The organism is Brevibacterium oceani (assembly GCF_013623835.1).
Taxonomy (GTDB): Bacteria; Actinomycetota; Actinomycetes; order Actinomycetales; family Brevibacteriaceae; genus Brevibacterium; species Brevibacterium oceani.
The window spans coordinates 89,379-102,105 of the sequence record NZ_JABKDE010000002.1 but is presented as its reverse complement, the minus strand read 5'-3'; the positions used below and the strand labels follow the sequence as shown (position 1 = coordinate 102,105).

Annotated in this window: 11 protein-coding genes; all 11 read right to left on the bottom strand. The window is 65.8% G+C overall.

Annotation, left to right across the window (positions count from 1 at the left end; all coding sequences use genetic code 11):
• Positions 1-153 precede the first annotated feature (153 nt).
• Positions 154-651 (bottom strand): transcriptional regulator NrdR, encoded by a 498-nt coding sequence (gene nrdR / locus HK401_RS03725; protein WP_181273349.1) that lies wholly within the window; start codon positions 649-651, stop codon positions 154-156.
• Entirely contained in the window at positions 651-1,964 is a 1,314-nt protein-coding gene (gene hisD, locus HK401_RS03720; RefSeq protein ID WP_181273348.1) for a histidinol dehydrogenase, read from the bottom strand. The genes nrdR and hisD overlap by 1 nt, the downstream gene beginning before the upstream one ends.
• A 255-nt stretch (positions 1,965-2,219) precedes the next feature.
• On the bottom strand, positions 2,220-5,732 hold the full coding sequence (dnaE, locus tag HK401_RS03715) for a DNA polymerase III subunit alpha (protein WP_373563640.1): 3,513 nt from the start codon (positions 5,730-5,732) through the stop codon (positions 2,220-2,222).
• Between the two features lie 186 nt (positions 5,733-5,918).
• Positions 5,919-6,842 (bottom strand): RluA family pseudouridine synthase, encoded by a 924-nt coding sequence (locus HK401_RS03710; RefSeq protein ID WP_181273347.1) that lies wholly within the window; start codon positions 6,840-6,842, stop codon positions 5,919-5,921.
• Positions 6,835-7,371 carry a signal peptidase II gene (locus HK401_RS03705; protein WP_181273346.1) on the bottom strand — a complete coding sequence of 179 codons (537 nt, stop codon included), beginning with the start codon at positions 7,369-7,371 and terminating at the stop codon, positions 6,835-6,837. Before HK401_RS03705 ends, HK401_RS03710 begins: the two co-directional genes overlap by 8 nt.
• Positions 7,372-7,470: 99 nt before the next feature.
• Positions 7,471-8,289, bottom strand: a complete 819-nt coding sequence (locus tag HK401_RS03700) for a DivIVA domain-containing protein (protein ID WP_181273345.1) — start codon at positions 8,287-8,289, stop codon at positions 7,471-7,473.
• 470 nt (positions 8,290-8,759) lie between these two features.
• Positions 8,760-9,059, bottom strand: a complete 300-nt coding sequence (locus tag HK401_RS03695; RefSeq protein ID WP_181273344.1) for a YggT family protein — start codon at positions 9,057-9,059, stop codon at positions 8,760-8,762.
• A gap of 93 nt (positions 9,060-9,152) precedes the next feature.
• Positions 9,153-9,677 (bottom strand): cell division protein SepF, encoded by a 525-nt coding sequence (locus HK401_RS03690; RefSeq protein WP_181273343.1) that lies wholly within the window; start codon positions 9,675-9,677, stop codon positions 9,153-9,155.
• A gap of 76 nt (positions 9,678-9,753) precedes the next feature.
• Entirely contained in the window at positions 9,754-10,512 is a 759-nt protein-coding gene (pgeF, locus tag HK401_RS03685) for a peptidoglycan editing factor PgeF (protein ID WP_181273342.1), read from the bottom strand.
• 1 nt (position 10,513) lies between these two features.
• Positions 10,514-11,698 carry a cell division protein FtsZ gene (gene ftsZ, locus HK401_RS03680; RefSeq protein ID WP_181273341.1) on the bottom strand — a complete coding sequence of 395 codons (1,185 nt, stop codon included), beginning with the start codon at positions 11,696-11,698 and terminating at the stop codon, positions 10,514-10,516.
• Positions 11,699-11,965: 267 nt separating this feature from the next.
• On the bottom strand, positions 11,966-12,724 hold the full coding sequence (locus HK401_RS03675) for a cell division protein FtsQ/DivIB (RefSeq protein ID WP_181273340.1): 759 nt from the start codon (positions 12,722-12,724) through the stop codon (positions 11,966-11,968).
• Between the last annotated feature and the right edge of the window lie 3 nt (positions 12,725-12,727).

Genomic DNA, 12,727 nt, shown 5'->3' with positions numbered 1-12,727 from the left:
GAATGTTAAAGGCCGCTTGGGTTCGGCTTCCCCTCCGAACCGCAAGCGGCCGCGCGCCGTAGCGCGCACTGTCAATACTACACAACTATTCCTGTGCGGACGTACTCGGAACGAAGATTTCTGAGAGGAATCCTGAGCATTCTCAGAAATCGTTCAGTCGGCGAAGTCCTCGGGCTGTGGTTCCCTCGTCCGACCCGACTGCAGGTGGGCGTCGGCACGCAGCGAATCGATCGCCGCTTCGAAGTCCTCGAGCGAGTCGAAACCCTGGTAGACGCTGGCGAAGCGCAGGTACGCGACCTGGTCGAGTTCGCGCAGCGGCTCGAGGATCGACAGGCCCACCTCGTCGGCATCGATCTCGGCGATGCCCTTCGAACGGATGTTCTCCTCGACCCGCTGCGCGAGCTTCGCGAGATCGTCGTCGCTGACCGGACGACCCTGGCAGGCCTTGCGCACACCCGACATGATCTTCTGACGGGAGAACTCCTCGGTGACTCCGGAGCGTTTGATCACCGACAGGCTCGTGGCCTCCATCGTCGTGAAGCGACGACCACAGTGCCGACACTGCCGCCGCCTGCGGATCGCGGCACCGTCTTCGCTGGTCCGCGAATCGACGACTCTGGAGTCGGACTCACGGCAGAAGGGACAACGCATTACTGCTCCTCGAATCTGATGTCGACGGCCCGGCCGTGCGCCGGGAGCTGTTCGCGCTCGGCCAGCGCACCGATGTGGCCGGCGACCTCCGCCAGAGCCTCACGATCATAGTCGATGACCTGACTGACCTTGATGAACGAGTGCACACCCAGGCCCGAACCGTGTGCCGCGGTGCCCATCGTGGGCAGCACGTGGTTCGATCCGGCGCAGTAGTCGCCGAGCGCGACCGGTGCCCAGTCCCCGAGGAACACCGCTCCCCCGTTTGTGATCCTTCCCGCCACGGCCGCAGCCTCGGCGGTGTGGATCTCGACGTGTTCACCCGCGTAGCCGTTGACGACGGTGATGCCGGCATCGAGGTCGTCGACGAGGACGATGGCCGACTGCCGCCCCGACAGCGCCGCGGCGATGCGTTCGGTGTGCATCGCCTCGGCCGCCTGCTTCTCGATCTCTGCCCTGACCCGGTCGGCGAGCTCCGGGGAATCGGTCACGAGCACCGAGGCGGCGAGCTCGTCGTGTTCGGCCTGGCTGATGAGGTCGGCGGCGACGAAGCGCGGGTTGGCCTGCCCGTCGGCGAGGATGATGATCTCCGTCGGCCCGGCCACCGCGTCGATGCCGACCTGCGAGCGGACGAGGGACTTGGCCGCAGCCACGTACGCGTTGCCGGGTCCGGTGATGAGATCGACGGGTTCGAGGTCCTCCCCATCGTCGAAGCCGTACGCCAATGCGCCGATCGCCTGGGCTCCGCCCATCGCCCACACCTCGTCGACGCCGAGGATGCGAGCAGTGGCCAGCACCGTCGGGTGGGGCAGGCCGTCGGACTGCGGCGGGCTGGCGATGGCCAGTGAGTGTGCTCCGGCGGTCTGCGCGGGAACGACGTTCATGATCACTGTCGAGGGATAGACAGCGAGTCCGCCGGGGACGTAGAGTCCGACGCGCTCGATCGGCAGGTGGCGGGTGGTGACGAAGGCACCCGGGGCCAGTTCGGTGCGCACGTCCGCGGGGCGCTGATCGGCAGCGACCTTCCGGGCACGGTCGATGGATTCGACGAGGGCTGATTTGACCGTCGGTTCGAGTGCAGCCTCCGCTGCGTCGAGTGCGGCTTCCGGCACACGCAGCGATGTGGGGCGCACCCCGTCGAAACGTTCGGTGAAGTCCTTGACCGCCTCCGATCCGCCCGCAGCCACGGTCTCGAGCAGCTCGGCCACGCGCCGTTCGATGTCAGCGTGGGTCTCGGCGGCCCGAGGCAGACGCTGGGCCAGGAATCGCTTGCTGAGGGTCTCACCACGGAAGTCCAGAATGTTCACCCGCACCATTCTAGTCGCCGAGGCAACGGGGCAGTCCTTCAGCCCGGAGTGCGGACCGACCGGAGCCGCCGCAACGGAGCGACCGGTGAAACGGCACACCTTTCGCTGAAAAGCCCACGGAAGAAAATGGGCTTTTCAGCGGAAGGTGTGCTCAAACAGCTTGCGTGCCGCGCTGCCTGCGGCCACTCATGGCCGTGAGCGGCGCTGGGCCGCTCAGTCGACGTGAGCCACGTGCGGCTGAGCCGCAAACGCTCAGGCTGAGCCTCAGACGCTGAGACAGCGGGAGCCGAGCAGAGCCTTGAGGTCGCCGTAGAGGCTCGGGTTCGGGTCGACGCGGATGGACCGGTCGAGGCGCATCACCGTCTGCCGGCCCGGCTGCGCCAGGATGACGTGAACGTCGGTCTGTCCCTTGTTCGATTCGAGGATCTGCTTGAGTTTGGTCGCCATCTCCTCGGTCGCCTTCTCCATCGGCATGAGCAGATTGAGCGGGCGGTCGTTGGGGTCGGTGACGTCGGGGATCGTCATCGACATCGCCATGAGCGAGGTCGGACGGTCGTCCGAGGTGCGGATGCGCCCGGTCAGCGAGATCACGAGGTCGGTGGCGAGGAGGCTGGCCACGGGCTCATACGTGTCCCCGAAGAACATCACCTCGATCTCGGCTTCGAGGTCCTCGAGGGTAACGATCGCATACGGGCGCCCCGAGTTCTTCGAGACCTTGCGCGTGACCTGGGTGATCATTCCGCAGACCTTGATCTGGGAACCGTCGTGACGGTGCGATTCGGGATCGACCACCTCGGCGATGGAGGCATCGGATTCCGCGGCCAGCACCCCTTCGAGACCGTTGAGCGGGTGATCGGAGACGTAGAGGCCGATCATGTCGCGTTCGAACGCGAGCTTCTCCTTCTTCTCCCACTCCGGACGGTCGGGGATCGCCACGGAGAAGCTGGGAGCGTCGTCGTCACCGCCGCCGAGGCCTGCGAAGAGGTCGAACTGTCCGTTGGCCTCCTGGCGCTTGACGCCGATGACGGAGTCCACGGCCTCCTCGTGGATCTCGACGAGCGACCGGCGCGAATGGCCGAGGGAGTCGAAGCCCCCGGCCTTGATGAGCGATTCGATCGTGCGCTTGTTGCACACGTGGCTGGGCACCTTGTCGAGGAAGTCCGTGAAGGAGGTGTAGGCGCCCTTCTCCCCGCGAGCCTCGACGATGCCTTCGACGACGTTGCCGCCGACGTTGCGCACCGCTCCCATGCCGAAGCGGATGTCGTTGCCGACAGGAGTGAAGTGCAGCGCCGAGTCGTTGACGTCGGGGGGCAGCACGGTGATGCCCAGGCGGCGGCACTCGTTGAGGTAGATCGCGAGTTTGTCCTTGTTGTCGCCGACCGAGGTCAGCAGCGCCGCCATGTACTCGGCCGTGTAGTGGGCCTTGAGGTAGGCGGTCCAGTAGGACACGACGCCGTAGGCGGCCGAGTGGGCCTTGTTGAACGCGTAGTCCGAGAACGGCAGCAGGATGTCCCACAGCGACTGGGCTGCGGCTTCGGAGTAGCCGCGCTCCTTCATGCCGCCGAAGAAGCCGACCTGCTGCTTGTCGAGCTCGGACTTCTTCTTCTTGCCCATCGCGCGGCGGAGGATGTCCGCCTGGCCGAGCGAGTAGCCGGCGACCTTCTGCGCGATCGCCATCACCTGCTCCTGGTAGATGATGAGGCCGTAGGTGGTGTCGAGGATGTCCTTGAGCGGTTCCTCGAGCTCGGGGTGGATCGGGGTGACTTCCTGCAGGCCGTTCTTGCGCAGGGCGTAGTTCGTGTGGGAGTCCGCACCCATCGGGCCGGGGCGGTAGAGGGCGAGGGTCGCCGAAATGTCCTCGAAGTTGTCGGGCTTCATCATTCGCAGGAGGGCGCGCAGTCCGCCGCCGTCGAGCTGGAACACTCCGAGGGTGTCTCCGCGGGCCAGCAGCTCGTAGGCCGCACGGTCATCGAGTGAGAGGTGTTCGAGGTCGAGGTCGAAGTCCCGGTTGGCCTTGATGTTCTCGACCGCGTCGGAGACGATCGTGAGGTTGCGCAGGCCCAGGAAGTCCATCTTGATGAGTCCGAGGCCCTCGGACGTCGGATAGTCGAACTGGGTGATGACCTGGCCGTCCTGGAAGCGGCGCATGATCGGGATGACGTCGATGATCGGGTCCGAGGACATGATGACGCCGGCGGCGTGCACGCCCCACTGGCGTTTCAGCCCTTCGAGCCCCTTCGCCGTCTCGAAGGTCTCCCTGGCCTCCGGGTTCGTATCGACGAATTCGCGGAACTCGCCGGCTTCCTTGTAGCGCTTGGAGTCGGGATCCTCGATGTCCTTGAGCGGGATGTCCTTGGCCATCTCCGCCGGAGGCAGCGCCTTCGTCAGCTGCTCGCCGAGGGAGAAGGGCTTGCCGAGCACGCGCGCGGAGTCCTTGAGGGCCTGTTTGGTCTTGATCGTGCCGTAGGTGACGATCATCGAGACGCGTTCGTCGCCGTACTTCTCCGTCACATAGTCGATGACCTCGCTGCGACGGCGATCATCGAAGTCGACGTCGAAGTCGGGCATGGACACGCGGTCCGGGTTGAGGAAGCGCTCGAAGAAGAGCCCATGCTGAAGCGGGTCGAGGTCGGTGATGCGCATCGCATAGGCGACCATCGAGCCTGCACCGGATCCGCGGCCGGGTCCCACCCGGATGCCGTGGTCCTTCGACCAGTTGATGAAGTCGGCGACGACGAGGAAGTAGCCGGGGAAGCCCATCGAGATGATGATGTCGAGTTCGTAGTCGGCCTGCTTGCGCACATCGTCGGGCACGCCGTTCGGGTAGCGGTAGTCGAGACCCTTCGCGACCTCTTTGATCAGCCACGACGTCTCGTCCTCGCCGGGAGGGCAGGGGAACTTCGGCATATAGTTCGCCGAGGTGTCGAAGGAGACCTCGCACTTCTCGGCGATCTCAAGCGTGTTGTCACACGCTTCGGGGAATTCCTTGAACAGGGCCCGCATCTCCGCGGGCGTCTTGAGGCAGTACCCGGACCCGGAGAAGGCGAAGCGGGAACCGCCCTGGTCGTAGGTGGGTTCGATGAGCTTCGATCCCGACTGGATCGCCAGCAGCGCCTCGTGGGCCTTCGCGTCGGATTCGTGGGTGTAGTGCAGGTCGTTCGTGGCGACCAGCGGAATGTCCATCTCCTTCGACAGGCGCAGGAGGTCCTTCGTCACCCGCTTCTCGATGGACAGGCCGTGGTCCATGAGTTCGCAGTAGTAGTTCTCGGCCCCGAAGATCTCCCGGTATTTCCCGGCCGCAGCCTTCGCCTCCTCGTACTGGCCCAGGCGCAGACGGGTCTGGATCTCTCCCGACGGGCAGCCGGTGGTGGCGACGAGACCCTCGGAGTAGGTTTCGAGCAGCTCCTGGTCGAGCCTCGGCCACTTCGCCGTGACCGAGTCGAGCGAGGCATACGACGAGGCCTTGAAGAGGTTGCGCATGCCGGTGTTGTTCCGCGACAGCAGAGTCATATGCGTGTAGAGACCACCACCGGAGAGGTCGTCGCGCTTCTGCGACTCCTCGGTCCGCCACTTCACCCTCGTCTTATCGCGACGGTCGGTGCCGGGGGTGACATAGGCTTCGACGCCGATGATGGGTTTGATGTCTGCGGCGGTCGCCTGAGACCAGAAGTCGAAGGCGCCGAAGAGGTAGCCGTGGTCGGTCGTTGCGATCGCCGACATGCCCGAGGCCTTCGTTGCGGCCATGAGGTCGCCCAGCCGGGCCGCACCGTCGAGCATGGAGTATTCGGTGTGGACGTGGAGGTGGACGAAGTCCTCATTCGGCACGGGCAGCCGCCTTCCTGATGTGGCCTGTGTTGCCCACCCAGCTTAGTCCATCGACGCCCGTCGACGGCCCTTCACCGACTGTTGCTCTCGGCACCATCGGCGTGTCTGCTCATCGCCCGCGGACGGTGCCCAAGCAGCTCAGTTCGGGCGGATGAGGTCGATCGCAGTCTGCAGATCCTCGGGATATCCGCTTTCGAATTCCACCCACTTCTGCGTGTCGGGGTGGTGGAAGCCGAGCTTGACGGCATGCAGCCACTGCCGCTCCAGGCCGAGTTCCTTCGCGAGCACGGGATCGGCGCCGTAGGGCAGGTCGCCGACGCAGGGATGCTTGGTGGCGGAGAAGTGGACGCGGATCTGGTGCGTCCGTCCTGTCTCGAGGTGGACCTCGACGAGTGCGGCCCGACGATGGGCCTCGAGCACCTCGTAGTGGGTGATCGCGTTCTTCCCGCCGGTGCGCACGGCGTAGAGCCCGTCGTGCTTGGGGTGGCGGGCGATCGGGGCGTCGATCGTGCCGAGCACGGGGTCGGGCAGGCCTTGGACCACAGCGTGATACGTCTTCTCCACGGTGCGTTCCTTGAACGCGCGCTTGAGCACGCTGTAGGCGTATTCGCTCTTCGCAATCACCATCAGACCGGATGTGCCGACGTCGAGGCGCTGGACGATGCCCTGCCGCTCGGGGGCACCGGAGGTCGCGATCCGGAAGCCGGCGGCGGCGAGTCCGCCGACGACGGTCGGTCCGGTCCAGCCGAGGGCCGGATGAGCGGCGACGCCGACGGGCTTGTCGACGACGACGAAGGCGTCCTCGTCGTGGACGATCCGCATTCCCGGCACAGGGTCGGCGACGACCTCGAGGGGCCGCCTGGGCTCGGGCATCATGATGTCGAGGCGCTCCCCGGCGATGACGCGATCGGATTTGATGACGGGCCGACCGGACATCTGCACTCCCCCGTCGGCGCAGATGTCTGCGGCGGCGGTGCGTGAGAGTCCCAGCAGCTTCGACATCGCAGCGTCCACACGCTGCCCGTCGAGGCCTTCGGGGACGAGAATGGAGCGTTCAGTCATGGGAGTCCTCTTTTGCGCGGGTGGAGTCTGAGCCGTCGATCTCGATGCCCTTGAGGCTGGCCACGACGAGGGTGACCGCTGCGGCCGAGATCGCGATGTCGGCGACGTTGCAGATGAACAGCGAGAGATCGATGAAGTCGACCACGGCACCGTGCAGGAACGACGGCTCCCGGAACAGGCGGTCGACGAGGTTGCCGAAGAGCCCGCCGAGCAGCAGACCGAGGCCGATCGCCCAGGTGCGCGAGCCGAGCTTGCGTGAGAGCACGAGGATCGCCGCGAACACGCCGATGGCGATGAGCGGAAACACCCAGGTCACACCCGCGCCGAGTCCGAGCGCGGCTCCGGGATTCCGGTAGAAGGTGAATCCGGCCAGCGATCCGATGACACGGAGGGGCGGCTGCCCTTCGAGGAAGCTGACGGCGAGGAACTTCGTGAACTGGTCGATGACCAGGACGATGGCTGCTATCGAGAACAGCAGCGCCAACATGAGCGCACGCGGTCTCTTCGCCCGTGGGGCAGGGTCGTTCATTCGGTTCATTCTAGTCCACCGCCCCTGGGGCTGCGCACACATAAGCGAGGTCCGGGAACTCATCGGAGTTCCCGGACCTCGGTCGCAGTGTGGTGCAGATCAGAGCTTGTGGCTCGAGGAACCACCCAGCGGGCCGTTTCCGTCGAGGGTCTCCGGAGCCAGGCTCGTGGAGTTCTCGAGGTCGCGCAGCTGGTCGTTGAGGTAGCTCTTGAGACGCGTGCGGTACTGGCGCTCGAAGTTCGAGAGCTGATCGATCGACCGCTCGAGCGTCGACTTCTGCGACTCGAGGGTCGACAGAGTCTCGTCGCGCTTGCTCTCGGCCTTGCCGACGATGTCGGCGGCTTCCTTCTCAGCGCCCTTGATGAGTTCGTCGCGCTTGCGCTCACCTTCGGCAACGTGCTCATCGTGAACGCGCTGAGCCAGAGCGATGAGACCGTGTGCGTCTCCGTCGCCACCGGCCACGGCTGCGCCGAGTCCGGCGCCTGCGGCACCACCGGCACCCACAGCAGGAGCGGCCGACGATGCGGTGTTCGCAGAGTTGTCCTGCGGAGCCGGGGCGGCTTCCTTGACGACCGGCGCGGACGCCTGGGTGTCTTCGACCGGAGCCGGAGCAGCAGGAGCTTCCTTCGGCTCGGGTGCCTCGGCCTTCTCCTCCGGAGCAGGCACTGCGGCAGGCATGGCCTGCGTGGCGTCGATGTCCTGAGCCGGAGCCGAGGAGGCGCCGCCTGCTTCGAGTTCCTTCACGCGCTGTTCGGCGGTGGAGAGCTTCTGACGCAGTTCGTCGTTCTCCTGGTAGAGCCGACGGATCTCAACGACGACCTCGTCAAGGAAATCGTCGACTTCATCCTGGTCGTACCCGTCGCGGAACTTCACATGCTGGAACCGCTTGTTTACTACGTCTTCAGGCGTGAGCGCCATGAGGTCACCTTCGGTCGATCTACATTCATTACGCAGCCGCCCCGAAGGACGGCTTCAACGTCACATTAGCGTAACACCTGCAGTTTTGTCGTGCAGTAGTGGCGTGTCACGTATTCGATGACGATTATTTCCTCCCCGAGGCTAACAACCCGAGCGCACCGGCGGCCAATTCTCGTGATCATATTCACGACTTATGGGCAATCCGCCCAAACAATTCCCGGAAATCATTCGCGGGAATTCCGGCGCGAATGAGGCCGGGAATGTCTCACCCGCCGAGGTGGCCCCGCCGATCTGCGCGAACCCACCTGACCCGCCCGGCCGCACGCGCCTGACCCCGCCGAACGCGCCCGCCCCATCCGAATCGGTCGAACCGTCCGAATCGATCGAACCGGACCGTTCACTCTCGAGCGAACCGCACGGATCACCATCGATCAGACAGAGCCGACCCCCTCAGGCGATCGGCGCCCGGTTCACATCGTCGTGCGGGAGAGGTTGAAGAACACCGAGGCGATGATCTGGATGCCGATGAGCAGGACGATGAAGCCGAGGTCGAGGGAGACCTGACCCAGGCGCAGCGGCGGGATCACCTTGCGCAGCAGTTTCAGCGGAGGATCGGTGAGCGTGTAGACGATCTCGGCGAGGACGAGGAGGAACCCGCTCGGCTTCCAATCACGGGAGAAGACCTGGACGAGGTCGAGGACGACGCGTGCCAGGAGAACATAGACATAGAGGCTCAGTGCCGTGCCGAGGATGTAGAAGATGATGGCCACGTGGGTCCCTCGCGCCTTCCTTGCTGCTTGAGTGTGGAAGCCCCAGCCTATCGGCCCGAGCTGAAGAGGAGTTGAGAGTGGTCCTCTGCCCGTTCAGCTCTGGTTGAAGAAGCTCGCCTGCGAATCCGAGTCGGTCTCGGTCTCGCCGGCGACCTCGATGTTCTCAGGGGTGAGCAGGAAGACCTTGTTCGTCACGCGTTCGATGGATCCGTGCAGACCGAAGATCAGTCCGGCGGAGAAGTCGACGAGGCGCTTCGAGTTGTTCTCGTCCATCTCCGAGAGATTCATGATCACGGGGGTGCCCTCGCGGAAGGCCGAACCGATGACCATGGCATCGTTGTAGCTGCGGGGGTGGATGGTCCTGATGCGATTCATTGAGGTTCCTGGAGCCGGGGTGTCTACGGGACGGATCGGCGACGGGTGGATCGGCGTCACCGGAGCCGGCGCGCGGTCGCCTGCCGACTCGGGTTCGTCGTGCTCGTCGACCTCGTCGTAGGTCTCGACGACTTCGCGGTCACGGTGGGCGGGTTCGCGACGATCGGTCTCATGACGATCGACGGTCTCGTCCTCTTCTTCGACGAAACCCAGGTATTCCAGCGTCTTCTTGATTGCTGACATGTCTTAGCTCCTCGGCCTTCGGCACTTGCTCACCTGTCGCCAAACTATCGCACGTGGGCGGATGGGCGGGTGAGTCCTATGGGTGTGTCGTGGTGTTTTCTTCCTGCAGCCAGATGATTCCGGCGAACCGACCCGTCCGCTGTGCTCCGCGGTAGGAGAAAAGATCCTCGGATTCCTTCGTACAGGTCCGTGAGAAATGATCGATGGTCACGTCGGCCCGCCGCAGCTGCTCGGCCACCGCCCCGGCGACATCGAGGGCGGGTGTTCCCGTCACCGACACCGAGGCGGCCACGGGTTCGACTGCGGCGACCTCGTCACGCAGTTCGGCAGGCACCTCATAGCAGCGGGGGCACACCGAGGGTCCGATGACCGCATGGATGTCGCCCGCACCGAGGCTGCGCATCCGATCGACGGTGGCAGGGACGATGCCGGCGGCCATCCCGGGACGGCCCGCGTGGACGGCGGCGATGATGCCGGCCTCGGCATCGGCGAGCATGACCGGGGTGCAGTCGGCGACCATGATCGCCAGACCGATCCCGGTCAGCGTCGTCAGTTGGGCGTCGGCTTCGACGGGTTCTGCTCGCAGTTCCCGCTCGTCGCTGATCGTCCGCACTTCGGTTCCATGGACCTGGGAGACGAACGCCAGCCGCTCACCGCTGAGGCCGAGGACCTGAGCGAGAGCGGCGCGGTTGGCCGCGACGAGTTCGTCATCGTCGCCGACGTGGCGGGCGAGGTTGAACGAGGAGAAGTCCCCCGTCGAGTACCCGCCGTGCCTGTCGGTGAAGGCGACATGGGCAGTCCGTCTGCCCGGGATGACGAACCTCGAGCGCAGCATGTTACTTGAGGAAGTCCGGGATATCGAGATCCGAGTCGAAGTTCGAGCTGCTGCGCTCGTTCGGCAGCGTGGCAGGGATCTGGTGCTCCTCGCTGCGGCGCGGTGCCGCCGGCTCGGACTCCTCGGCTTCGTCGGACTCGGGCTCGGAGCTCACGGCGGGTTCCGTGTCGGCCTCGGCCGCTGCAGCGGGCACGGCGGCCGGGATCGCCTCGACGCCGCCGGAGATCTCGGCGTTCGGAGAGGTGTTGTCGAAGCCCGCGGCGATGACGGTCACCCGGCATTCGTCGCCGATGTTGTCGTCGATGACGGCACCGAAGATGATGTTCGCCTCGGGGTGCGCGGCCTCCTGAACCAGGCGTGCGGCCTCGTTGACCTCGAACAGGCCGAGATCGCCGCCGCCGGTGATGCAGAAGAGCACTCCGTGCGCGCCGTCGATGCTGGCTTCCAGCAGCGGGGAGGCGATCGCGGATTCCGCGGCCTGGACTGCGCGGTCGTCGCCGGTGGCGGCGCCGATGCCCATGAGCGCGGTGCCGGCATCCTGCATCACCGACTTGACGTCGGCGAAGTCGAGGTTGATCAGGCCCGGCACCGAGATGAGGTCGGTGATGCCCTGGACACCCGAGCGCAGGACCTCATCAGCCGAGCGGAAGGCCTCGACGACGGAGACGGACCGGTCGGAGATCGAGAGCAGGCGGTCGTTGGGGATGACGATGAGGGTGTCGACCTCTTCGCGCAGGGCGGCGATGCCGGCTTCGGCCTGCGCGGAACGACGTCGTCCCTCGAAGGTGAACGGACGGGTGACGACACCGATGGTCAGGGCGCCGAGCGAGCGGGCGACGCGAGCCACGACAGGTGCCGCGCCGGTACCGGTTCCTCCGCCTTCACCGGCGGTGACGAAGACCATGTCGGCGCCTTCGAGGGCGTCGCGGATGGCGTCTTCGGAGGATTCGGCCGCCTTCTTGCCGATCTCGGGATCGGCTCCGGCGCCGAGGCCGCGGGTCTGGTCTCGACCGATCTCGAGCTTCACGTCGGCATCGGAGAGGACGAGAGCCTGGGCGTCGGTGTTGATTGCGATGAACTCCACGCCGCGCAGTCCGACGTCGATCATCCTCTGAACAGCGTTGACACCGCCGCCGCCGGTACCGGCAACTTTGATGTCCGCTCCGGATTGTGGGAATTCAGCCAAGTCGGTTCCTCGTCTCAAGCGCTTGCCCACGCAGTTTCTGCGTGCGGGTTCGGTCTGTGTTCTCTGCCCTGAGGCTATTGGGCGGGGCAACACCACTGCAACCATTCTCGCCGGAGTGTCGGACTTCGGCCAAACTTCAGACCCGGTGTGTCGGGGCCAAACGCAGGCAATCCTCGGCGATCGGATGCAGGGCGGCCCACCGCGGCCACCGGCGGTGGGCGGCACCAGGTCGCACGTGGCTGCTCCGCCGCACTGTCGGCACCTGGATCAGTTCGTCACGGGCACCGAGGGCACGGACACGTCGATCTCGGTGCGACCTTCGGCTGCCAGCTGGATCGCGGTGCGGACCTTGAGGCCGGGATCGCTGTCGTCACCGAACACGACCGTGGCCTGCTGGTCGCCGGTGTCGAGGCGGCCCTTGATGCTCATCTCGTCCTTCGCCTCGATCGTCGTCAGCGCTCGGCGCAGTTCGGGACGGAGGCTGCCCATGAAGCGGATGACGGCGGACACGGTCTCCCGGTCGGGTTCTCCGCCGGAGTGACCGAGCACCGTGAGCTTCTTCGGGGCCGTGTCGACGACGCCGAGGTCGACCGCCTCGGCGTCGTAGAGGCGGTAGCCCGACGAGCCCTCGATCGCGAGGACGGGCGTGCGGTCGGTGATCGCGATCGTCAGCGTCCGCGGTCCGCCGTAGTGGACGGAGGCTTTGGCTGCCTTCGGGAACGCCTTGAGGACAGCGTCTTCGACCTCTCCCGGTCGCACCTGAGGCAGCGGGGTTCCGGCTTCGGTGTCGAGGACGAGGTCGCTGACCTTGTCGTGGTCGACGAGGTCGCCTCCGCTCACGGTTACCTGTTTCAGGGCCAGCAGCGGTGAGAACCAGGCAACGGCGACGACGGCGATGAGGGCCACGACGATGCCGATGGCCGTCAGCCGGGTGCGCCACAGCTGCCATCGGCGGGCGCGGATGACCCCGGTGAGGTCGGCGGTGGAGTTGTCGTCGCCGGCGCGGGCCGGGGGAAGTGGCGCCATGGG

What these genes read in the sequence shown, in the direction of transcription:
- hisD (WP_181273348.1), bottom strand. Translation starts at nt 1,964, where the DNA reads ATGGTGCGGGTGAACATTCTGGACTTCCGTGGTGAGACCCTCAGCAAG.
- HK401_RS03705 (WP_181273346.1), bottom strand. Translation starts at nt 7,371, where the DNA reads ATGAACGACCCTGCCCCACGGGCGAAGAGACCGCGTGCGCTCATGTTG.
- HK401_RS03710 (WP_181273347.1), bottom strand. Translation starts at nt 6,842, where the DNA reads ATGACTGAACGCTCCATTCTCGTCCCCGAAGGCCTCGACGGGCAGCGT.
- dnaE (WP_373563640.1), bottom strand. Translation starts at nt 5,732, where the DNA reads ATGCTCGACGGTGCGGCCCGGCTGGGCGACCTCATGGCCGCAACGAAG.
- HK401_RS03675 (WP_181273340.1), bottom strand. Translation starts at nt 12,724, where the DNA reads ATGGCGCCACTTCCCCCGGCCCGCGCCGGCGACGACAACTCCACCGCC.
- nrdR (WP_181273349.1), bottom strand. Translation starts at nt 651, where the DNA reads ATGCGTTGTCCCTTCTGCCGTGAGTCCGACTCCAGAGTCGTCGATTCG.
- HK401_RS03700 (WP_181273345.1), bottom strand. Translation starts at nt 8,289, where the DNA reads ATGGCGCTCACGCCTGAAGACGTAGTAAACAAGCGGTTCCAGCATGTG.
- pgeF (WP_181273342.1), bottom strand. Translation starts at nt 10,512, where the DNA reads ATGCTGCGCTCGAGGTTCGTCATCCCGGGCAGACGGACTGCCCATGTC.
- HK401_RS03690 (WP_181273343.1), bottom strand. Translation starts at nt 9,677, where the DNA reads ATGTCAGCAATCAAGAAGACGCTGGAATACCTGGGTTTCGTCGAAGAA.